The following is a 22,837-nucleotide window of genomic DNA, read 5'->3' as shown; positions in this document are numbered from 1 at the left end:
GAATTAAAAATTAAAAATTAAAAATGAAGACAATTCAAATTTTTAATTTTTAATTTTGCATTTTTAATTCTTTCGATACCAATTTTCACTTTTTACGAACGGAGTTCTACATTATGCCTATTGGCTACCCTAGAGTTCCCTACCGGATGCCAGGGGGACAATATACCGAGTGGATTAACATCTACGATCGCCTATACCGGGAACGGATTATTTTCATGGGCGAAGATGTTGATGATGAAATGGCTAACCAGATAATTGCCGTGATGCTTTATCTGGATTCGGAAGATCCGGGCAAGGACATCTATCTCTATATCAACTCTCCGGGTGGCGTAGTCACGTCTGGCATGGCGATTTATGACACCATGCAGCACATCAAATCAGAGGTGGTGACGATTTGTGTAGGCTTAGCGGCATCAATGGGTTCATTCCTGCTGACCGCTGGGACAAAAGGCAAACGTCTCGCTTTGCCTCACTCGCGGATTATGATCCACCAACCTTCTGGTGGTACGCGGGGACAAGCCACAGACATTGAGATTGAGGCAAGAGAGATTCTGCGGATTCGTCGCCAGCTGAATGAGATTTATGCTCACCGGACGGGTCAGCCGATTGAGAAAATTGAGAAGGACATGGATCGTGACTTTTTCATGTCTGCTCAAGAAGCGAAGGAATACGGTCTAATTGACCGCGTTATCGAAGAACGTCCGAAGTAATCAGTGATTAGCTATTAGCGGTTAGGGATTAGCTGCTTGACGGTTGGGTAGCCCCAATTGTAAACTTGGGCTTCCGACAAGACTCTCAAAAGCTAATCGCTAACCGCTGAAAGCGAATGGCTAGACATAAACTCCCGGCTATCAACAAAGATTAAAGACTAATTGATTAGATGATTCCTCTGATGAACCTCGCAGATTGTTACCGGGTGTTGGGGTTGAGATCAGGGGCATCTTTTTCAGAAATTAAAGCGTCTTACCGACGTTTGGCACGACAGTATCATCCCGACGCTAATCCTGGCGATCGCCAAGCGCAGGATAAATTTATCGAGTTGACAGAGGCTTACAAGTTCCTCCTCAGCGTGGTAGATAAGAGCGGCGTAGATAAGTCTGAAACGGTTGAGAAAGTCTCCAATCCAGAACAGACCGGGGCTGTATCGCCTCCTCAACCTTCCGTCACAAAGGTGACTCGCAAAGAGACGCCAAAAGACACGCCCATTCAAAAACTCCCAGACTTGTCGATAACTGAGCAACAGCTGAAGTGGAGTTCTTATCAGCAGTTGCAGCAGTTACTAAAAAATCGCCGATTTCCCCGCGCGATCGCCCTCATCGAAGGACTCGCCCAACGCCTGCCCGAAGATCCCGAAGTGCGACAGTGGCAAGCGATCGCTTATCAACGTTGGGGGCGTCAGCTGATCGCTGAAAAGCAACTCGAAAAAGCAAGAATTTATCTAAAAAAAGCCCTGAAAACCGACCCCCACAATCGCTCTCTCTGGGCAGAAGTCGAAAGAGATTTTCGCCGATTAGAGCAAATATTTTGAGGGTTTAGTGCCGTGGAAATATCAAATTATTTTTCCGGCTGGCAATTCTCTAAATCCTTAACTTTCTCTGGGGGATAGTCTACAGGTATAAACCTGAAACCATAACGCGCGCAGTTAGACGGGACGACTTTGACCAATGTAAAAATCGGCTCATTAGGCTCGCCGCCGCGAAAACTAATCATCCCCATCGCACCATTGGCTCGAAAGTCGGAAGCCGATAAAGCCCGCCGCACGTCAGAACGATTCGGTTGAGGTTTTTTTGCTAAAGCCGCGATCAACGCACGAGTTGCATCATAAGTTGTAGCGGTCAGCCCACTCACTTCCGCATTCCATAGCTGCTCAGATTCTTTGGGAAACGTTGGATTGGGGCTGCTCAAGGAATGCCAAGGGACTGTCACTACTAGGCGATCGACTACATATTTAGAGTCGATTTGTAGAATCTCAGAACTGTAAACAGCCCATGCTCCCACCATCGGATAACGACCCTGATTTGCCTTAATCACTGCTAAAACATTCTGAAAGGAAAAAGGGCAGGTCTGACCATCCGGAAGGAAGACAAGCGTAGTCGCACCTTTTGCTTGTGCTTGGTTAATCGCCTCAACAGCATTGAAGTCCTTTTTGCACAGTTCAAAATCTGCCCTTATCCGTCCTCCACTTGCGGGGAAGCTAACGTGAAATTGATCTCGGATAGATTTGCTGTAATTACTCGTGCCAGAGTAGAAGACTGCTGCTGTTCGCTGATTGGCTTGGATCATGTAGCTAGCCAAAGCCTGGGCATTCACTCGATTACTGGGTACAGTGCGAAAGAAAACGTGTTCGCTCTTGCTGCTCCACTCTGAGAGGTCTTCCGAGGTGCTACCCGGAGAAATTAATACTAACCCGTGCTGTTGATAAATTGCGATCGCTCCCGGCTTCGCTTCACTGGTAGAGTGACCGACTCCCAGTGTCACTTCGCTGGCATAGTGACCGACGACCGCTAAAATGTCCTTTTTCAACACGAATGACTCGGCAATTTGTTTAGCTTTGACAGGATTATTAGCATCATCTGCAATTACCACTTTCAGCCCTTTACCATTAATCCTTTGACCCTGATTGATTTCATTTTGGGCTTGGGCAGCTCCTTGCAGAATTTCCAGCGCTCTGTTGGGATTGTTGGTTATCGGAGCAGCAACAGCAATCGTGTAAGCTTTTTCCTTTTTATCCATCAATCGGGCATTATTCAGGTAAATCAAAGTTTCCGGGTCATTTGGCTGTTCGCTTCGTGCCTTCTCTAATAAACCAACCGCCTCAGCATATTGACCACTGGCAAATTTTTGCACGCCTTTTTGCTTGAGAGAGCCTTTAAAACCGGGAACTAAAACTTCTTCTCCACAACTTAAATCGTCTGCAAGATTTGCATCACAAGCCCTTGGCTGTTTCACGATGACATAGATGATTATTCCGATTACTGATAGGAGAATTGCACTCACGGCCCCAATGAGTACAAGCCTTAAATTGCCTGAATAGATAATCCTGGTAAGTTCTTCGTCTGGACGATTGCCGCCAGGAAGCAAAGTCAGTGTGTCGTCGGGAGGGTGCCTCCGCCGATGGCTGTGGATTGACGTCTCAATTTCCTCTAAGCGTTGCAGGATTTCTTGGGCATTTTGAGGTCGATTCCCTGAGAAAGGAGCCATCAGGTCATTAATTAAAGTTGCTAACTCTGGTGAAATCTGTGGGGCACTATTTCGCCAATTCAACTGACCTGTTTGAGGGTTTTCTGGCAGATCGTGGGGATGTATGCCTGTCAACAAATGAACGAAGGTGCGTCCCAAAGCATAGAAATCAGATTTAGAAACCGCTCTACCATCGGCTTGTTCTGGGGGTGTATACCCGTGGGAAATAATTGCTGTGCCATCCCTTCCGGCTAACTTGTGCAGGTAGGTTTCTGTAGCTTCCCGAACTGCGCCAAAATCAATCAACACCAGTTGATCATCCGGTCGCAGCATAATGTTAGACGGCTTAATATCCCGGTGAAAATAGTTGCTTTGATGAACTTGCTGTAATATTTCTGCCAGTTGTTTCAACCAAGCGATCGCTTGCTTTCCGCTGATAGATTCATAGTTGCGGCTGCTCAACCATTCTTTTAAGTTGATCCCCTCAATTTTCTCCATCACCAAGCAGTGCAAGGGCTTTTCGCTCTTTAGGTGGCATAACTGGAAGTATCCATCTGCCTCTACTTTGGGAATTCCCTGATGATTCAACTTCTTTAGAACTTCGGCTTCTCGCTGAAATAGGCAGATTGCCTTTTCATAGTCGGTGAGCAAAATTTTCAGGACTTTTTTTGTGCCTTCCTGGCGCACGTCCTCCACCTCAAAGGTTTGACCAAAGCCTCCTTTGCCCAAACGTCGGATGACCCGATAGCGTCCTTCTACTAAACTTTCACAGCCACAGTCAGGACAAGTGCTTTGATTACCAGGCTCGTTGAAATTGCGGCAGTTGGGATTGATGCAATAACTCACGGCAAATACACCATCCCGATTTGAGTGGGAATGTTATAGAATTATAACTTCTCGCGCAAAATAACTTTATTGTTTAACCGTCAGTTAATTAATTTTTCTTTTAACATACCTTCTTACAACCGGCTGAAGCGTATAAATAACTTCATTGGATTCGATTTGCTTTTCTATCAGCGAACGACGTTCTAATGCTTGAATCGCTTCCATGATTTCTGAAGTTGAAACAGTTTGATTAATTTCCTCTTTTAATTTAAAGATTGAGCTAGGGTTGAGATGAGCTGCTAAATTAAACATAATTTCTTTTTGAAAATTTGATAGTCGTTGCCAGGAAGTATCTAAAATCAGATGGATGTCGCCCAAAAAAATTGTTTCTAGTTTTAGGAAATCAGAAACTTTGCCAGCAAAGGAGTCTTTTATATAACTGGCAATAATATTTAGGATTAAGGGATTCCCCCGATAGATTTGAAAAAGGCTTCTCCAGTGATTCTCGTCTGACAAACCTTTGGCTCTAAATATTTGCCAAGCGTCTGTATCCTTGAGATCGGATAGGAGTAATGAACGAACGATGGGAGTTTCTCCTTGCATTAATCCAACTTCATTCGGTTGCTCCCGACCGATTAGGATTAAGCAGCTATTGTGGCGCTCTCTCCCCACTCGTCTGAATAGCTCGCTGTAGCCTTCATATCCTTCTCGATAATATCCAGTTGCTTGACCAGCACCTAGAATCGTTTCGACTTCATCCAAAATCAGCAGACATCGGTGCGAACCTGTGGAAGGGTTCGTCCCTTTGGGAAATCGCAGAGACTCAATTAACTGGGAGATTAACTGGGGGATTCGGCGACCAATATCTTTTGGGAAATCGATGGATTGCTCGTTGCAGAGGAGTCGGAGTAAGTCTGCTAAAAGGTCTTCGACTGATGGGGCAGAACGGAGCGATCGCCAGATGAAATAATCAAATTCATTCTGAATTTGCTCGGCTAGCATCACGGATAGCGCTGTTTTACCAATTCCCCCCATGCCGGACAGCGTTACTAGGTGGCAACTATCAGCGACAATCCATTTCTCAAGCACAGCCAGTTCTTCTGTGCGCCCATAGAACCCAGAGACATCAGGCGCTTCACCCCAATCAAGTATGGGCATTTCAGGCGCTTCTGCTTCTTCAACTGCACCTGAATCAACGATTTCCTTCCAGTTGCCAATCCCGACAGCTTGGCAAATATGAATGAACGTCTCTTGCTGAATCGGTTTTTTTTGCCAAAACCGTTTCAAGGTTGCCTGGGTCGTTAGGGCAGCCTGCCACCAAGAAACGGTCATGGTTTTTGTCCAGCCTTTCCTTTTTCGGGCTTTATCAACGCTTTCTAGCCCCCGTGCAGATGCCCTGAGAGAACCCGCCATAGTTAAGCTCCTTACCACAATTCTCGCTTATTCTGGCTCACCTTTTGGTGTAGCGATCGCAGTCGTACCCGGAAAACTGAGCCAAAGAGTCAGCAAAAAAGTGAGCCGTCAAGCGAAAGCGTCTTTGGCAATCTGAGAGGATAACGCGATCGCTCGCCTTCTTTAACGTCTGTCCATTATCAACAGCGATCGTCAGTCCAGTCTTTAAGAAGATTATGCAACCTAATCAAGTCCTAACCTATTGCAATGTCATGGAACTGTTAGTTGTTCAGGAAGTAAACCGGCAACTCCAGCAGCTACCGCCAAAGTTGGTCAACTATATCAATCCAGCCCATGCGATCGCTTACGCCCTGAATCGTCTGCCAGCCCTGTATGCGACCAGTCCCAGAGGTTGGTATCTACAACAGCAACGGGCTAAAGCTAAGTTAGCACCTCAGATTATCGTGGCGGTGGGTCAAGCATTGGCGGCTGTGCAACAAGATTCCTTGAACGTGGTAAATTCCCTGCCTTGTGCAGAAAACGCCGAGAACCTCGAAGAGTGTGCATCTGATGCGGATGTTGAAGAAGCCAAAAACCCCGTCTCCCTTTCATGGGTGCGATCGCTTTTTGGATTAGGGGGCATTTATAAAGCGGATGGTCGGCGATCGCGCTAATCTAATGCCAGCACCCTCTAGTATCAGTTCCTATGTCCACTGAAGCGATCGCGATTACCGTTAAATTATTCGCTGCCTATCAAGAAGCTTACGGCGTTTCGGAACTGGTGCTGAAAATCCCTTCAAATACAGCCGTTTCCGCAATACTTGATAAATTTGCTTCCGAACATCCAGCGCTTGAAAAATGGCGTCAAGTTACTCGCTTTGGCGTTAATTTTCAATTTGTCGAGCCAGACACGATTCTGCATGATGGCGATGAAGTGGTGCTGATTCCCCCCGTTAGTGGTGGATAGGAAACACAAAAGTTAAAAGCCAGAAATTCGGTCTTTTCATCCCAAATCCGCTTCAATTCCCTCTTTTTCCCAAATCCGCGACCTCGGACTTGGAATGTAATCAACCCCAGTCTGCCGACTGAGGGCTAAATTTTGTATCGTAGACAACATTTAATCCCGACTAAAAGAGTCGGATATATTTGACGGGTATTTTTGCCTGTGTTAGTATCAACCGAACGATGACGGACGATTAGAGTGTAAATACCCATGACCCAGGCAACCCAGTCAACAACGGCAACCTTTACGGCACTGAAGTGTAAAGAGTGCGGCACCGAATACGAACTCAAGGCAACTCATGTCTGTGAGTTTTGTTTTGGCCCTCTGGAAGTAACCTACGATTACGATGCTCTGCGCCGCACCGTCACTCGTGAAAGCATTCAGGCAGGGCCTAACTCAATTTGGCGCTATCGTTCCTTCTTGCCCGTCGCCACAGAAACGCCGATTGACGTGGGAACTGGCATGACACCACTGGTAAAAGCCAATCGCTTAGCTCGTCGTCTGGGTATTAAAAATCTTTATATTAAAAACGATGCCGTCAATATGCCCACCCTGAGCTTTAAAGATCGGGTGGTATCGGTCGCTTTAACAAGAGCGAAGGAATTAGGATTTACGACGGTATCCTGCGCCAGTACGGGTAATTTAGCGAATTCTACCGCAGCGATCGCTGCCTACGCCGGTTTAGACTGCTGCGTTTTCATCCCCGCCGACCTGGAAGCTGGTAAAGTTCTGGGTACACTCATCTACGATCCTACGGTCATGGCAGTTCAGGGCAACTACGACCAAGTGAACCGCCTCTGCTGCGAAGTTGCTAATACACAAGGTTGGGGATTTGTCAATATTAACCTCCGTCCTTACTACTCGGAAGGTTCCAAAACTCTTGGCTACGAAGTAGCAGAACAACTAGGCTGGAAACTGCCAGATCATATTGTCGCTCCACTGGCATCTGGCTCGCTGTTCACCAAAATCTACAAAGGATTCCAAGAATTTATCAACGTTGGACTGGTAGCTGATAAGAGCGTCCGTTTCAGCGGTGCCCAAGCCGAAGGGTGTTCCCCCATTGCCCAAGCTCATCGGGAAGGGCGTGACTTCGTAACCCCTGTGAAGCCGAATACAATTGCTAAATCAATTGCAATTGGCAACCCAGCGGACGGAGTTTATGCGCTGGAAGTTGCGAAGAAAACTGGCGGCAATATTGAATCAGTCAACGATACTGAAATTGTTGAAGGCATCAAGCTATTAGCTGAAACCGAAGGCATCTTTACCGAAACCGCTGGCGGCACCACAGTTGCTGTGCTGAAAAAATTGGTAGAAGCGGGTAAAATTGATCCCGAAGAAACCACCGTTGTTTACATTACCGGCAACGGGCTGAAAACCCAAGAAGCGGTGCAAGGATACATCGGGGAACCCCTGACAATTGAGGCGAAGCTGGACAGTTTCGAGCGGGCATTAGAGCGCTCTCGGACACTCGAACGTCTCGACTGGCAGCAAGTTCTGGTTTAATAATCGCTATCAGCTTTTTGTGATGAGTCATTAGTCCTTCCGGGGTTGCTAATGACTCATCGCTCGTGACTACGTATGAATGACTACTGAATAATCTTTAACTATGACAGTCAAAGTTCTCGTTCCGACTCCTCTCCAGAAGCTTACAAACAATCAAGCCACCATTGAAGGCAGCGGCAGTACGATTGGTGAATTGCTCGAATCCTTAGAGCAAAGCTATCCTGGCATCAAAGTGCGTTTGTGCGATGAAAAGGGCGAACCCCGCAGATTTGTGAATTTCTACGTCAACAGCGAAGACATCCGCTTTTTGGATGGAACTCAGACACCGCTGAGCGAAGGTGATGAGGTAAGTATTGTGGCAGCGCAGGCGGGAGGCTGATTCCAAGCTAGGATGAGCAGTAAAGGATTTCAATCTCGAATCGGGGTTGTTAATCCTACCTTCATCCACGCTGCATACATTCAAAAAAATCACCAACTTGCGGATAAGTCCAATGGCAGAAGAAACCAATCACAATGACGCCGGAGAGGTGGCTCCTAGCACTGTTGACAAGCAGGCTCCTAGTGTTTCTGAAGAAAATGCTCCCAGTACGGATTCTGACGTAGCAACCGACATTCCTACAGCAAACGCACCCGCTCCAGAAGCTGTGAATCCGGAGGTGAATCCGAATGCGGCTGGAGAAAAATCTTCGACAGAGGCATCAACCCCAGATGACTCGGCTCAGGTTCAACCAGATGTTAAAAAAACCGCTCAAGCATCTAAAGAGGATAAGCCAACGGGTGCCAAAGCTGCTAAAGCAGATAAGCCAGCAGGTGCCAAAGCTGCTAAAAACGACGAGTCGCCAGAAGGGGATAAGCCAGCTGCTAAAGCGGCTAAAAAAGAGAAGGCACCTGCGGTAGAAGACAAGCCTTTTGTTGAGTTTATTCAACAAGACTATTTACCAGCTTTGAAAACAGCACTTGAAAAAAAGGGCGTTCAAAATTTAGAGCTGAAATTTGACAAGAAACCGCTTCAAGAAATCTCAGAATGCTGGCAAGTCAACGGGAGCTGGCAAGGGGGAAAGCGGAACTTTAACCTTTATTTTCCCGAAGAAGACATCCAAAAACAAAGAGCTTTTTCCTGTTTTGAAGGCGCTAGACCCAGTATCATTGAGCCTTTCTTGTGCGATGAGCGCAAGATCACGCTGGATTTAATGGTGTTTGGCGTGACGCAGCGGTTGAATGCTCAAAAGTGGCTGGAAAGAAATTAGTTGGGAAAAGTGATGAGTCATTAGTCATTAGATAATTACTAATGGCTAATGACCTATGACAACTCAATAAATTCATAAACGACAACGCCAGTTTCTGGGTGATTGTCAACCATGACGTAGCCACTTTTGAGCATTTCTTTCAAGGTAGCTTCTGCTTTGGCAAAGCTTACACCTGTATCCATCACCGCTTGGGTAACGGAAAGTTTGCCACCTCTAGCAGCAGCGGCTTTTACAAGCTTAACCATCAGTTGATCGCGGGTAAGCTCCTGTTTGGTAAGTGCGATCGCCGGTGGCGATAGAGGCACGCCCGTGGAGGATACCCCCAAGCGGTCTTGAATCTTGGCGTTATGTTCTTCTACCATACCGGGAATCAGGAATAAATCCACGAACTGCCCGACGCCAAACAGACCCCACGTAAACAGCCACAGCAGCCCCGTGCCAATCTTGCCATTGTATAGGCGATGCATCCCCGCTATCGGTGGAGACAATAAACAGGCTAGCCAAAGAACATAGGCAGTCGAGACGTTCTTCATAAGATTCCTAGCGCTTCAGAAGTCCTAACTTCAATCATAGGATTTTGTTCTTCACTCTTGCACCTAGAAATTGAGCAGCGAGAACCCTGAAGATGTCACAAAACTTGACAGCGTGTAGTAAGTCTTAACGTAACAAGTGCGATCGCTCTCGTGTAGATTGGTAGACTGGAACGCAAGCCTTTGAGTGAAAGCGACGGAATCATAATAATAAGAGAAACAAGAGAGACAAAGAATATGGTGGATTCCCTCAAAAAACCCAGCTTTGAAGAATTAAGACCTGGGGTGAAAGTACCTGCGAAAGAAACCCTACTGACGCCCCGGTTCTACACCACCGACTTTGATGAAATGGCGAAGATGGATCTGTCGCCAAATGAAGATGAACTCAAGGCGCTGATGGAAGAATTCCGCGCTGACTACAACCGTCACCACTTCGTGCGGGATGCCGAGTTTGACCAATCCTGGGATCATATTGATGGGGAGACGCGCCAGTTATTTATTGAATTTCTAGAGCGTTCCTGCACGGCAGAATTCTCCGGATTCCTACTCTACAAAGAACTCGGACGCCGATTGAAGGACAAAAACCCGCTTCTGGCAGAAGGCTTTAACTTGATGTCGCGGGATGAAGCTCGTCATGCTGGCTTCCTGAATAAGGCAATGTCAGACTTCAATCTGTCACTAGATTTAGGGTTTTTGACCAAGAATCACAAATACACCTTCTTTAAGCCGAAATTCATCTTCTACGCGACCTATCTGTCCGAGAAGATTGGTTACTGGCGGTATATCACCATTTACCGGCACCTAGAAGCCCATCCCGAAAACCGCGTTTATCCCATCTTCCGGTTCTTTGAAAACTGGTGCCAGGATGAAAACCGGCACGGAGACTTCTTCGATGCCGTAATGAGAGCGCAACCCCAATTCTTGAATGATTGGAAAGCAAAGCTGTGGTGTCGCTTCTTCCTGCTGTCAGTGTTTGCGACGATGTATCTCAACGACATCCAGCGTTCCAAATTCTATGCCACACTCGGTCTGGATGCACGGGAATATGACATTCACGTGATTCAGAAGACCAACGAAACCGCAGGACGGGTGTTCCCAGTGATTCTGGATGTAGAGAAGCCAGAATTTTACGAGCGCCTAGAAGTGTGCATCAAAAATAATGAGAAGCTGGGTGCGATCGCAACCTCCAACACCCCCAAATTCCTGCAATTGTTCCAGAAGCTACCCCTTTATGCTTCTAATGCTTGGCAGCTGCTGCGCCTGTACCTAATCAAGCCGATTGATATGACTGCCGTGCAAGGTAAAGCCCGCTAATTTTGAGCATCTTCCCTCAACTAAAGTGGTTCTGCACTAAGCAGAGCCACTTTTTTTATCCTTATCAAAATTCCTCATAAATATAGAACTGACGCAACCCCCATGACGAAGACCTTTAGCATCTCGCGCCTCAGCACGCTAGACGCACAGACACGAACCAATTGCCTTTCTTTGCGCCTTTTTGCCTTTGCGCGATCTATACCGCTCGCAATCGGCACTTCTTTCATTTTGGGGATCTCCCCTGCCCAGGCTCAAACCCAAACTCAAACCCAAACTCAAACCCAGCCGCCAGGAACGCCCAAGCCAGAGGCTAGCGAGTTGGAGTTAAGCCCAGAAATTATTGAAAATAGTCCGGTTTTACAGCGTTGGCGGCGAGACGTGCCGAATGTGCTAGAAGAAATTCGCAATGACCCCAGCTTTCGGACTAGGGTGCGTCTCGGCTACTCCCAGTTTCCTTCATCTGGGCAAGCCGGGGGTGTCAATATTGGTGTGGAGGACGTGTTTATTGGTCGCACCGGCTTAACCATTAGTGGGGATTATCAAACTGCATTCAAAGGTCAACGCGAGGCTTATGGAGCAGATTTACGGTACTATGTACTTCCCTTGGGCAGCTACATCAACATCGCACCCCTTGTGGGCTATCGGCATTTAGAAACTGACCGATACTCGACAGATGGCTTACATGTGGGTGCGAGGCTGATGTTCGTTTTATCTCGCACTGGTGCAGCCGATATCTCCTTAACTCAGAGTTGGGTTGCTCCAGCAACGAATGAAGAAGTCGGAATTACAAAGCTTTCTGTCGGCTATGCCTTTACCCGCAACCTGCGCTTATCGACAGACATTGAGAAGCAAAATGCAAGACAACGCAAAGATAGCCGGGTTGGCATCGTACTAGAGTGGATGCCTTAAATTAAATGTTTAGATAATTGAATATTGCAATGTTTACAGCATTTAACCCTAAAAACCTCTAAATTTGAATGCTATTACAAAAAGAGCCTTTGCCGACCTATGAACGCCTCAGACAATTTAGAGCTGTTTGGGCTATTTTTGCAACATACTCCCGCTGCCGTAGCGATGTGCGATCGCCAGATGCGTTACTTGCTCGCTTCTCGTCAGTGGCTGATTGATTACGGGCTAGATGAGCAAAATCTAATTGGGCGATCGCATTACGAAGTTTTTCCTCACCTTTCCGATCAATGGCGGCACAAGGCTGAGCTAGTTTTATCTGGGGCGAGTTTAGGGGAGTCCCAAGAAAGTAGCTTTGTTTGCCCTGACGGTTCCTCGGTGCCGGTAAAGTGGAGCCTGCATCCTTGGAAGTACCCCAGCGGTGAAAGGGGTGGATTGATTTTGTCGGCAGAGAGGATACAGAGTGAAGATTTTTTCCATTCCATCTACGAGGGTGTGGAAAACGCCATCTTTGTTTTAGATGTGGACGCACAAGGAGTTTTCCGCTACCTTAGCTGGAATCCACCGATTGCGATGGTTACTGGCATCAGTAGTGCCCAAGCGATGGGCAAAACTCCTCAAGAACTATTTGGGTCAGATTTGGGGAATTCTTTGCATCAGAGATATACAAAATGTCTCGTTGCTGGGGAATGTACTTTCTATGAGGATTGCATTCCCTTACAGGGTGTAGACACTTATTGGCTAACGACTTTAACTCCACTGCGGAATGCTACGGGTCGCATCTATCGAATTATCGGCACCGCAAGTAATATCAGCGCTCTCAAGCAGGTGGAGGAAGCCTTACGGCAATCAGAAGCTCGGTTCCGAGAACTCGCGCAGCGAGAAGAACTACTCAATCGTCTTGCTAGCCAAATTCGCAGTTCGCTGGATCTCACGACTATCTTGGAAACAGCCGTGCAGGAAATTCGTAGGCTGCTGCAAATTGAGCAGTGCCTTTTCATGTGGTATCGTCCCAAGGGTGAGTCGGCAAGTTGGGATATATTGCATGAAGCGAAGGTAGACAATTTGCCTAGCTTTCTAAGTTCCTATTCGGCGGAACCTACCTGTTGCCTAACAAAACAACTCTTAAACCGAGAAATCATCCATTGGGATAATGTTGAAGCTTTAACCGACCCAGAGTTACGGGAATTCTTCCAATCGCTGGGGTACGCTTCGATACTGACTTTTCCGATAATGACTCGCACAGGCGAACTCGGTGTAGTTGTCTGCGGTCAATTTACCAGTCCCCGGACTTGGCATGACGATGAAGTGGAACTGCTCTCGGCAGTTTGTGACCAAGTTGCGATCGCGATTAACCAAGCAGAACTTTATAATCAAACTTGTGAAGCGGCTGCGATCGCTCAAGCGCACGCCACCCGTCTCGAAACCACACTTGAGGAACTCCAACGTACCCAGTCTCAACTCGTTCAAAGTGAAAAGATGTCCAGTTTGGGTCAGCTAGTGGCTGGAGTCGCCCATGAAATCAATAATTCCGTCAACTTCATCTACGGGAATTTAGCCCCAGCGAGCGAATACACGCGAGACATTCTTGGTTTACTGCAACTATATCAACAGCAATATCCCCATCCAACGCCAGAAATTCAAGATGAAATTGCCGCAATTGACCTAGATTTTCTCATCAAGGACTTGCCTAAATTACTTTCTTCTATGAATGTGGGGGCAGAGCGCATTTGTGAGATTGTGCGTAGCTTACGCAATTTCTCTCGTCTTGACGAAGCTGAGAAGAAACTGGTAGATATTCATGAAGGCATCGAAAGTACGCTCCTAATTCTGCAAAACCGCTTCAAATCCAAACTGGATCATCCCCCTATCCAGCTAATCAAAGAATATGGCAACCTGCCCATAGTCGAGTGCTATCCTGGGCAACTCAACCAAGTATTTATGAATCTTCTCACCAATGCAATTGATGCTTTGGATGAGTACAACAGAAAGCGATCGCTTGAACAAATCCAAGCCGAAGCTAGCATCATTTGGATTCGTACCGAGGTGCTTACCAGTAACCGAGTCGTAATCAAAATTTCCGACAATGGGCCAGGAATGACAGAGGAAGTCAGAAAGCGACTTTTCGATCCTTTCTTTACAACTAAGCCAGTTGGTATCGGCACCGGGCTTGGGTTGTCGATTAGCTACCAAATTGTGGTCGAAAAACACGGCGGTCAACTCAAATGTATTTCAGCACCCGGTCAGGGGGCAGAATTTGTGATAGAAATTCCCCTAAATCCGCCATCACAAATTTGATATAATCGTTTATTAATTATTAACAAAAAGGGCGGACACTTGATTCCGCCCCAAAAAGGATGATTGATTAGGAAAACTTAGCAAGCTGAAAATTCAAAAATCAAGAAAATTTTTGCGATTTTTTTACCTTTGAATTCTCTAGGGATTGCCGATTTCTGGTGCCCGTAACGACAACAGGGGAATCTCCGCCTCCGCCTGTGCTTGGGTCGGAACCTGTCGCCCACTCGCTAGGGTTGGGACTGAATCTCGCAGTCGCTCCGTCAGCTGCAAAGTGGTTGCATCGTAAATTTGAGTCAGGATTTTGGGATACAAGCCAATGCCAATAATCGGCACCAACAGACAGGCGATGATAAACACCTCTCGCGGTTCCGCATCGATCAAGGCTTCGTGTTCCACTAATTCCTTGTTCTCCGGGCCGTAGCAAATTTCCCGCAGCATCGAGAGTAGGTAGATAGGCGTCAGAATCACGCCAACTGCGGCTAGAAAGACCACCACGACCTTAAAAGTGGGGTTATAGGCATCGCTGGTCGCAAAGCCGACAAACACCATCAACTCTGCCACAAATCCGCTCATCCCTGGCAATGCTAATGACGCCAGGGCACAAGTCGTCCACATGGCAAACATCTTTTTCATCCTCAGCCCGACGCCGCCCATTTCATCCAGCATCAGGGTGTGGGTACGATCGTAAGTGGCTCCCACTAGGAAGAACAAGCTTGCCCCAATCAAACCGTGGGAAACCATTTGCAGCACCGCGCCGCTCAAACCCAAGTCAGTAAACGTGGCAATTCCAATTAGCACAAATCCCATGTGGGAAATCGAGGAATAAGCGATTTTCCGTTTCAGGTTACGCTGGGCAAACGAGGTCAGGGCGGCGTAGATGATGTTGGTAACGCCCAAAATCACCAAAACCGGAGCGAACACCGCATGAGCGTCCGGTAGCATCTGGGCATTCATCCGAATCAGAGCATAACCGCCCATCTTCAGAAGAATTCCGGCTAGCAACATATGCACTGGTGCAGTTGCTTCGCCGTGAGCATCTGGTAGCCAGGTATGCAGGGGAATAATGGGCAACTTGACGCCGTAGGCAATCAGAAACCCTGCATAGATCCAGAGTTGGAAGGTGAGTGGGTAATCCTTGGCAGCGATCGCCCTCATATCGAACGTCACGGTATCGCCGTAGAACGCCATCGCCAAGGCGGCTACTAAAATGAACAGCGATCCGCCCGCTGTATAAAGAATGAACTTGGTAGCCGCGTACAAACGCTTCTTACCGCCCCAAATTGCCAGCAGCAGGTACACCGGAATCAGTTCCAGTTCCCACACTAGGAAAAACAACAGCATATCCTGGACGGCAAACACAGCAATCTGACCGCCGTACATCGCCAGGAGCAAAAAGTAAAACAGCTTTGGCTTAAACGTCACGGGCCACGCCGCCAAAGCTGCCAGTGTGGTGATGAAGCCAGTGAGCAATACCAGTGGCATTGATAAGCCATCTACGCCCACCGACCACCTTAAGTCGATTTGGGGTACCCAGGAGTAACTTTCTACCAGTTGCAGACCGGGATTAGAAAAGTCGTACTGAGTATAGAAGGCATAAACCATCACCATGAAATCAATCAGCCCAATAATTAGGGCGTACCAGCGTACCGTCTTACCCTCTTTATCTGGTATAAACGGCAGCAACAGGGATGCCGCGATGGGGAACAGGATGATAAAAGTCAGCCAAGGAAAATTAGCTGTATTCATGAGATATCAAATCGTGAGCAGTAAGGTTTAGCTGTCAGCTATGAGTAAGTGTACTTAAAAAGGAAAAAGGAAAAAGTTTTCAGCTTTTTCCTTTTATCTTTTGTTGACAGCGGGTAGAAACACGCAGCGAGCGGTTTCTAAATTTAAGTCACACCAAAGACAATCACGCCCACTAACACCGCCCCAAAGACAATCAGGGCATAGAATTGGACGCGACCAGTTTCAAAGTATTTCAGGCTTTCACCACTGAACAACGTCGCCAAGCCGGTGAAATTGACTGCGCCATCAACCACTCGGAAATCCACTTCCATGACTTGCCGCGCTAGGCGGCGGCACCCTTGAACGAAGAGAGTGTCATAGATTTCGTCAAAATACCACTTGTTGAGCGACAGCTTGTAAAGGAAGGGGATTTTGGCAGCGATCGCAGCGGGATCGATCTTGCCTCTCAAGTACATCAGAGAAGCCAGCGTAATCCCAATCAAGGCAATTCCGACCGAATTCCCCCCCATGATCAGAAATTCTGTCAAATCAAACTCAGTGGCTTTTTCCAGCACCTCGGTCATTGGTTCGCCGGGGGCGTGAATGAATTCCTCAAAATAATTGTGGAAAGGCGTCCCAACCAAACCAATCAGCATCGACGGCACCGCCAGAACGATCAGGGGCAGCGTCATCGTCAGGGGCGACTCGTGGGGATACTCGCTATGACCGTGGTCATCATGGCTGTCATGGGCTTTGGAGGATAACTCTCTGGTATCCATCGCCCCAGGGCCAAAAGCAAATTCGACTTGGGGAGATTTCGTCGCCCCTAGGAGTTCCTGCTTAATGCCGGATTCATGCCCCCGGAATTTGCCCTCAAACGTCCGGAAGTACATCCGGAACATATAGAAAGCAGTCATCCCAGCCGTCAGCCAACCGACAAGCCACAGCGCCGGATTTGCCCCAAAAGCACTCCCTAAGATTTCGTCTTTCGACCAAAACCCAGCAAAAGGCGGAATCCCACTGATCGCCAGAGTTCCAACCAAAAAGGTGAGGGAGGTGATCGGCATATACTTCCGCAGTCCTCCCATCATCCGCATATCCTGCGCCAAGGCAGGATCGTGACCCACGACTGATTCCATGCCGTGAATCACAGAACCAGAACCCAAAAACAGCATCGCCTTGAAGTAGGCGTGTGTCATCAGGTGAAATAGACCGGCAGTATAGGCACCGACGCCCATTGCCATCACCATGTAACCCAATTGGGACATGGTGGAATAAGCTAGACCCTTCTTGATGTCATTTTGGGTAATGGCAATCGTTGCCCCCAAAAATGCGGTCAGGGCACCCGTCCAGGCAATTACATTCATTGCTGCTGGGATGCCTTCAAACACGGGATACATCCGCGCAATTAGGAAGACGCCTGCGGCTACCATTGTTGCCGCATGAATTAGGGCGCTGATGGGGGTAGGGCCTTCCATCGCGTCTGGTAGCCAGACGTGCAACGGGAACTGGGCAGATTTTGCCGCCGGTCCCATAAACACTAAGATGGCGAACAGAGCGGCAAGGGTGGTACTCAGGTAGCCTGAGGCGACAAATTCTTGCAGGCGCTCGCCGATCGTGTTGAATTCAAAGCTGCCCGTTGCCCAGTACAGCCCCAGCATCCCTAACAACAGCCCGAAGTCGCCAACGCGGTTGACGACAAAAGCCTTTTGGCAAGCATCCGCTGCTGCCTTCCGGTCATACCAGAATCCAATCAGTAAGTAAGAACACATACCGACCAGTTCCCAGAAAATATAAACCTGTACCAAGTTTGGGCTGACCACCAGACCCAACATGGAGGAACTAAACAGGCTTAGATAGGCATAGAAGCGCACATACCCCGGATCGTGAGCCATGTAGCCATCGGTGTAGATCATCACCAGGAAGGCAACTGTCGTCACGATGACCAGCATCAAAGCAGTCAAGTGGTCAATCGTGTAGCCCATATTCAGGTGAAAATTCCCCGCGGCTGCCCACTCTAGGGTACGGGTATAGGGAGCATGACCTTGAATTTGACTCCAGAGCAACGCTAAGGAGAAACCCATTGCCACCCCTACTAGGGAGACTATAACTACGGCGTTTAACTGCCGTAGACTGTTGGTAAATCGATTAATCGAGATTAGTCCCAGACCAACCAGCATCGCCCCAGCTAGCGGCAGGACTGGGATGATCCAGGCATACTGATAGAGCAGTTCCATCACTGACGCCTACTTTATATTTCTTAACTAACTTGGTAAGACCGTTTACATTGTGACACAGACGGTCTCTAAAGTATTTATAACTAACAGTTTAGACAGAGCGGAACCTGTCAGCAAAAAATTAAACCCACCGATAGAGAGGATCGGTGGGATCAAGAAGGGGTCAGGCGTTGCATTCAGGTTGAAAGGTCACAAAGAGCGCAAAAATTTATCACGACTTACGTACCGAAAGCTTGAAACCGATATCCCCCTAACCCCCGATAAATTGTGAGAACCGGAAAATCCCCCCAATTGCTCGGGGGATCTCTGAGTTAGTCCTATTTATCTTGGATGGGACATCGGCCTCCAACCCTCAGGCAGAATTTGGCAAATAACTGACCATAATTTTTTCTACCGCGATGCGTAAATCATCCCGTCCTTGAAAGCTATCAATGCGGTGAACCACCTTGCCGTTTTCAAACAGGATGATCGTAGGTAGAGTCTGGAGGCGATAAGTATTCGCCAGTTTTAAATTTTGATCGGCATTAATTCCGACTAATTTGACTTGTTCGCCCCATTCGGATTGAACTCTGGTCAGGAGGGGGTTAATCAACCGACATAATCCACACCAGGGTGCCCAAAAATGAACCAGAACTGGAGTGGAAGATTCTAAAACTTCTTGTGTAAACGTCCGTTCGCTAACAGAAAGCACCATGATCCCTCTAGTTTTATTCGCTTTTACTATGGAAGGTCAGCCAAAAGGAGGAAGTGGAACAATCAAAAATTAAGTAAAATCCTTCAGCCTACTCTAGCGCAACTGGGATTATTCATGTGCATATCTACACGTCTAGGCATCTATGGGGACGCTAAGGCGGTAGAACCAGAGCGTAATTAGGCTGAAAGTTATTTGGAATCATGCTACATCCATTTGGGATCGCGTGGCTCAGCATAATTGCGGAACTCACACTACCATCTGACAAGACCTGTCGCCTGGATCAACCAGGGATGCGCCCACCACAACAACAGAATAAAAGCAGTGACCCCCAGATAGGCAGGACGGAGAAACTCCTGCCATTTCAGGGTTTGACGCCCTTGCAGGAGCGCCTGGAAGGGGATAACGGAGGTGCGAGCTTTAACCGCCTCAAAAGCTTCCCCATAGCGAGCCAAAAGACGGCGATCGCCATGCCAAACGGCAAATAAATGATGCAGCACCAGTCCGACGGAAGTGAGGAGAGTAAAAGTCGTGCCAATCCACAGCGTATGACCAATACACCAAATCACCTGTCCAACCATTTGGGGATGCCTGGTGATGCGGATAATGCCAGTTTCGTAAAGATGCACTTGAGGCTTTTCGATAGCGGCAATTTCCAGCAAATTGAAAGTCGCTGGATAAAGAAATAGAAACGAGATAGCCGAAAGTACCCACACCACCGACTGAACGCCAGGGACGCCCTGAACTTGCCACAGTTGTAGCCCATCATAACGATGATTAATGAAGTAAACGATCAACACCACCGCTAGAGGAAGACTGACAAGGGCAAATAGGATGCGGTAGAGTCGGGGGCCGATTTTTTTTTCGCCCCAAGGACGCAGTGCAGCGAGACCACTGTGAGCGATCGCAAATCCAAAAAGCAGTCCCAGCATTATGTAGTGGCTAGGAGTCAGAACGCGAAAGAAATTCATAAACTTTTACGTAATTTCCAGTAGAAAATAGACCCCCCAAGTATTCCCTGAGAGACTTGATCTCGTGTTGTGTTACTGTCGATGACTGAGAGGCTTTACAACGAAGTGGGCTATCAATCGCTTGAGTCCAGCCCCATCTCTCGCAAGAGAGCGCTTAGCGATCCTTCGGTCATTGGTGATGGGTCATCGGTCAAATGTCAGCAGCAACCAATAACTGACAACTGACAACCGACAAAAAGCTAACAGATCGCCGAGCTTTATGCCTCAGTCGCTCCTTTCCCTTTTCAGGTAAAGCCTGTATGTCTGACCTTCCTTTCACTTTAGACCAACTCCGCATTCTTAAAGCGATCGCCGCCGAGGGAAGCTTCAAGCGTGCCGCCGATAGCCTGTACGTCTCGCAACCCGCCGTCAGCCTCCAAGTCCAAAACTTAGAGCGGCAGTTGGATGTGCCGTTGTTTGACCGGGGAGGACGCAGGGCACAACTGACGGAAGCAGGGCACCTACTTCTTAGCTACGGCGAAAAAATCTTGACGCTTTGTCAAGAAACCTGCCGCGCCATTGAAGACTTGCAAAATCTCCAGGGTGGCACCCTGATTATAGGAGCTTCGCAGACGACAGGAACCTACCTACTGCCCCGAATGATTGGGATGTTCCGCCAGCAATATCCAGATGTAGCAGTACAATTACACGTTCACTCGACGCGCCGCACGGCATGGAGTGTCGCCAATGGACAAGTTGACCTAGCAATCATTGGCGGAGAGGTTCCATCCGAACTACAAGAAGCATTAAAAATTATTCCTTATGCTGAAGATGAACTAGCGCTGATCTTGCCAGCCTTACATCCCCTCTCCAAAATTGGGACTATCCAAAAAGACGACCTTTACAAATTGCAGTTCATTGCCTTAGACTCGCAATCCACCATCCGCAAGGTGATTGACCAAGTGCTAACTCGCTGCGGCATCGATACCCGCCGCCTCAAAATAGAGATGGAACTCAACTCGATTGAGGCAATTAAAAATGCTGTGCAGGCAGGACTTGGGGCGTCCTTTGTCTCCCTATCGGCAATCGAAAAAGAGTTGCAAATGGGCATCCTCCACTACGCAAAAATTGAAGAGGTCGTGGTCAAACGGATGCTATGGGTAATTGTGAACCCAAATCGCTACCGCTCTAAAGCAGCAGAAGCGTTTAGCCAAGAAATTTTACCCGCCTTTGCCTCCCCCGGATGGGGAAGGGAAATGGAGGCATCCACTCCCATAGAAGCCGATGGGTTCAAGGCAGCTGCTCCTAACTCGGCAAGCAGTTAATTTCAGTTTTAGCCAGTTGTTTGTTGCTACTCGCTCTTGAACAATTACCGATTAGCAACAATCGATTAGGATTTGACCAGTCACTGAATGGTACTGACACAAGAGCCTTGAGAGAAATCTCTCACCTGAAAGCTCGCAACCTGTTTTCACAGGTTAAAAGTCTTTGCCCATCGGTATTTCAGTCAGTTGAAACTGACTTTAGCTCTTAGCCAGAACTTTAGTTCAGGGTAAAAATTAAGTGCCATTCACCAGTAACTCCTCATGGAAATTTACTGCACCCGTCCCGGCTGCCCCCGCCCCCTGAATTTTTTTGCCGATCTTGATGACAATAACCTTGTCAAAACGGTGCAGCAGAAGTATTGCACCGCCTGTGGAATGCAGCTGATTTTAGATGGTCGGTATCTACCGGCAAAGCTGTTAGGACGTGGGGGATTTGGAGCGGCGTTTTTGGCACGCGATCGCCGCACACCTGGAATGCGTCGATGCGTCGTCAAACAATTTCAGCCTGCGGGAGATTTAACGCCGCCGCAGCTACAAACTGCCCAAAATTTATTTGCACGGGAAGGAGAAGTTTTAGAAGAACTCGGTAGCCATCCTCAAATTCCCGACTTGTTTGCTTTTTTTGACATCACAGTTCCCAGCATCCAACCGGGAAAACAAGACAAGTTCTTCTACCTGGTGCAGGAATTCATCGATGGGCATAACTTGGAAGAGGAACTGGCACGCAAGGGGAAGTTCTCCCTAGAAGAGGTGTTATTCGTGCTGCGAGAAATCCTCCCGGTACTAAAATTTGTCCATGATAGCGGCTCGATCCACCGAGATATCAAGCTTTCCAACATTATGCACCATCGCAACGGTCGGCTTTATCTCTTAGATTTTGGTGCTGTTAAGCAGGTAACGAAGGCAACGTCTGGTGGATCGTCAACCGGAATTTATTCAATGGGATTTGCACCGCCAGAGCAAATGGCTGGGGGTCAAGTGTACCCCTCAACGGATTTGTATGCCCTGGCGGTGACTTGCATTATCTTACTCACGGGGAAGCAGCCAACCGAGTTATTTGATGCCTACACAAACCAGTGGAATTGGAGACCTCATGTGGGTGCGATCGCGAGCGCTGCGGTAGCCAGTGAGTGGAATCGCTTCGCCGATATTTTAGACCAGATGCTCTTGAGTGCGCCGAATCAACGGTTTCAGTCTGCGGATGAAGTGCTGCACGCCCTGACTCCTTCATCACCGCCCTCTGCGCCTCCGGCACCACCGACTCAGATGCCTATGCCTACTCGCGCCGCGGCTCCAACTCCAGCCCCGACTCCCCAGCCACCCGCCCCCATTTCTCAACCCGCCTCTCGACCGAGATTTTCTCTGCTGGAGGTTTTAGGAGGTGCAGCTTTTACCGGGTTTGAAGGTGGATTATTATTTATTGCTTTGGGCAGTTTCCTGTCATCCCCAGGGCTGAGCGTTGGATTGTTGGGGATGATGATTGGGGGTTTGCTATTTGCTCAATACCGCCGCTTCATTGAAAAATTTGATTTATTGATTATCGCGGGAATAACCCTGGCGATTATGCTGTTTTTTCCCGTTTTGCGAAACGGATTTCCCCTTCAGATAGTCGTCTTTGTGGCTATGTTGGCTGGAGCAGGCGCGATCGCAGTGACGGCTCTATTTCGCCTAATTTATAAATTACTGGCTAATTTTCTCTAAGCTAATCGTG

Annotated in this window: 21 protein-coding genes; 14 read left to right on the top strand and 7 right to left on the bottom strand. The window is 48.0% G+C overall.

What is annotated here, in order from left to right; genetic code table 11:
- The first annotated feature begins 113 nt into the window (after nt 1–113).
- Together H6H02_RS23100 and H6H02_RS23095 are read left to right on the top strand one after the other, a co-directional pair.
- Nucleotides 114–710 (top strand): ATP-dependent Clp protease proteolytic subunit, encoded by a 597-nt coding sequence (locus H6H02_RS23100; protein WP_190822194.1) that lies wholly within the window; start codon nt 114–116, stop codon nt 708–710.
- A 182-nt stretch (nt 711–892) separates the two neighbouring features.
- Nucleotides 893–1,528 (top strand): J domain-containing protein, encoded by a 636-nt coding sequence (locus tag H6H02_RS23095; protein WP_190822217.1) that lies wholly within the window; start codon nt 893–895, stop codon nt 1,526–1,528.
- A 26-nt stretch (nt 1,529–1,554) separates the two neighbouring features.
- On the opposite strand, the gene H6H02_RS27975 is transcribed toward H6H02_RS23095, so the two are convergent.
- Together H6H02_RS27975 and H6H02_RS23085 are read right to left on the bottom strand one after the other, a co-directional pair.
- A complete protein-coding gene (locus H6H02_RS27975; protein WP_190822192.1) occupies nt 1,555–4,026 on the bottom strand; it encodes a bifunctional serine/threonine-protein kinase/ABC transporter substrate-binding protein in 2,472 nt (823 codons plus the stop codon).
- Between the two features lie 84 nt (nt 4,027–4,110).
- Nucleotides 4,111–5,337: an NB-ARC domain-containing protein gene (locus H6H02_RS23085; protein ID WP_190822190.1), complete on the bottom strand. Its 1,227-nt coding sequence runs from the start codon at nt 5,335–5,337 to the stop codon at nt 4,111–4,113.
- On the opposite strand from H6H02_RS23085, the gene H6H02_RS23080 reads away from it, so the two are divergent.
- The 6 genes from H6H02_RS23080 to H6H02_RS23055 all read left to right on the top strand — a co-directional run bounded on the left by H6H02_RS23080 (nt 5,336) and on the right by H6H02_RS23055 (nt 9,150).
- On the top strand, nt 5,336–5,554 hold the full coding sequence (locus H6H02_RS23080; protein WP_190822188.1) for a hypothetical protein: 219 nt from the start codon (nt 5,336–5,338) through the stop codon (nt 5,552–5,554). The genes H6H02_RS23085 and H6H02_RS23080 overlap by 2 nt on opposite strands.
- Nucleotides 5,555–5,633: 79 nt before the next feature.
- Entirely contained in the window at nt 5,634–6,071 is a 438-nt protein-coding gene (locus tag H6H02_RS23075; protein WP_190822186.1) for a late competence development ComFB family protein, read from the top strand.
- Nucleotides 6,072–6,103: 32 nt separating this feature from the next.
- Complete coding sequence (locus tag H6H02_RS23070; RefSeq protein WP_190822184.1) at nt 6,104–6,364, top strand: MoaD/ThiS family protein; 261 nt, start codon at nt 6,104–6,106, stop codon at nt 6,362–6,364.
- A gap of 246 nt (nt 6,365–6,610) precedes the next feature.
- A complete protein-coding gene (thrC, locus tag H6H02_RS23065; protein WP_190822182.1) occupies nt 6,611–7,903 on the top strand; it encodes a threonine synthase in 1,293 nt (430 codons plus the stop codon).
- 103 nt (nt 7,904–8,006) lie between these two features.
- Nucleotides 8,007–8,282, top strand: a complete 276-nt coding sequence (locus H6H02_RS23060; protein WP_190413133.1) for a MoaD/ThiS family protein — start codon at nt 8,007–8,009, stop codon at nt 8,280–8,282.
- Between the two features lie 112 nt (nt 8,283–8,394).
- Nucleotides 8,395–9,150, top strand: a complete 756-nt coding sequence (locus H6H02_RS23055; RefSeq protein WP_190822180.1) for a DUF2996 domain-containing protein — start codon at nt 8,395–8,397, stop codon at nt 9,148–9,150.
- Nucleotides 9,151–9,203: 53 nt separating this feature from the next.
- Here the strand turns inward: H6H02_RS23055 and H6H02_RS23050 are convergent, their stop codons facing one another.
- Nucleotides 9,204–9,683, bottom strand: a complete 480-nt coding sequence (locus H6H02_RS23050; RefSeq protein ID WP_190822178.1) for an NINE protein — start codon at nt 9,681–9,683, stop codon at nt 9,204–9,206.
- 234 nt (nt 9,684–9,917) lie between these two features.
- Between H6H02_RS23050 and acsF the strand changes: the two genes are divergently transcribed.
- The 3 genes from acsF (at nt 9,918) to H6H02_RS23035 (ending at nt 14,198) form a co-directional block, all read left to right on the top strand.
- Nucleotides 9,918–10,994, top strand: a complete 1,077-nt coding sequence (gene acsF / locus H6H02_RS23045) for a magnesium-protoporphyrin IX monomethyl ester (oxidative) cyclase (RefSeq protein ID WP_190822176.1) — start codon at nt 9,918–9,920, stop codon at nt 10,992–10,994.
- A 102-nt stretch (nt 10,995–11,096) separates the two neighbouring features.
- Nucleotides 11,097–11,903, top strand: coding sequence for a hypothetical protein (locus tag H6H02_RS23040; protein ID WP_242040837.1), 807 nt, complete (start codon nt 11,097–11,099; stop codon nt 11,901–11,903).
- Between the two features lie 99 nt (nt 11,904–12,002).
- Nucleotides 12,003–14,198 carry an ATP-binding protein gene (locus tag H6H02_RS23035; protein WP_190822174.1) on the top strand — a complete coding sequence of 732 codons (2,196 nt, stop codon included), beginning with the start codon at nt 12,003–12,005 and terminating at the stop codon, nt 14,196–14,198.
- Between the two features lie 138 nt (nt 14,199–14,336).
- Here H6H02_RS23035 and H6H02_RS23030 read toward each other — a convergent pair whose 3' ends face one another.
- The 4 genes from H6H02_RS23030 to H6H02_RS23015 form a co-directional block, all read right to left on the bottom strand.
- The gene (locus tag H6H02_RS23030) at nt 14,337–15,944 is read right to left on the bottom strand and encodes an NAD(P)H-quinone oxidoreductase subunit 4 (RefSeq protein WP_190822172.1); all 1,608 of its coding nucleotides are present in this window, start codon (nt 15,942–15,944) and stop codon (nt 14,337–14,339) included.
- 143 nt (nt 15,945–16,087) lie between these two features.
- The gene (locus H6H02_RS23025; protein WP_190822170.1) at nt 16,088–18,160 is read right to left on the bottom strand and encodes an NAD(P)H-quinone oxidoreductase subunit 5; all 2,073 of its coding nucleotides are present in this window, start codon (nt 18,158–18,160) and stop codon (nt 16,088–16,090) included.
- A 352-nt stretch (nt 18,161–18,512) separates the two neighbouring features.
- A complete protein-coding gene (locus H6H02_RS23020; protein WP_190822168.1) occupies nt 18,513–18,854 on the bottom strand; it encodes a thioredoxin domain-containing protein in 342 nt (113 codons plus the stop codon).
- Nucleotides 18,855–19,105: 251 nt separating this feature from the next.
- Nucleotides 19,106–19,822: an NnrU family protein gene (locus H6H02_RS23015; protein ID WP_190822166.1), complete on the bottom strand. Its 717-nt coding sequence runs from the start codon at nt 19,820–19,822 to the stop codon at nt 19,106–19,108.
- 81 nt (nt 19,823–19,903) lie between these two features.
- Between H6H02_RS23015 and H6H02_RS23010 the strand changes: the two genes are divergently transcribed.
- The 3 genes from H6H02_RS23010 to H6H02_RS23000 all read left to right on the top strand — a co-directional run bounded on the left by H6H02_RS23010 (nt 19,904) and on the right by H6H02_RS23000 (nt 22,827).
- The gene (locus tag H6H02_RS23010) at nt 19,904–20,047 is read left to right on the top strand and encodes a hypothetical protein (protein ID WP_190822164.1); all 144 of its coding nucleotides are present in this window, start codon (nt 19,904–19,906) and stop codon (nt 20,045–20,047) included.
- A gap of 74 nt (nt 20,048–20,121) precedes the next feature.
- On the top strand, nt 20,122–21,126 hold the full coding sequence (locus tag H6H02_RS23005; protein ID WP_190822161.1) for a LysR family transcriptional regulator: 1,005 nt from the start codon (nt 20,122–20,124) through the stop codon (nt 21,124–21,126).
- Between the two features lie 261 nt (nt 21,127–21,387).
- A complete protein-coding gene (locus H6H02_RS23000) occupies nt 21,388–22,827 on the top strand; it encodes a protein kinase (protein WP_190822160.1) in 1,440 nt (479 codons plus the stop codon).
- Nucleotides 22,828–22,837: the final 10 nt, after the last annotated feature.

This window comes from Coleofasciculus sp. FACHB-1120, from assembly GCF_014698845.1.
Lineage (GTDB): Bacteria > Cyanobacteriota > Cyanobacteriia > Cyanobacteriales > FACHB-T130 > FACHB-T130.
The sequence above is the reverse complement of the archived record's forward strand: the minus strand, read 5'-3'. Positions and strand labels throughout refer to the sequence as shown.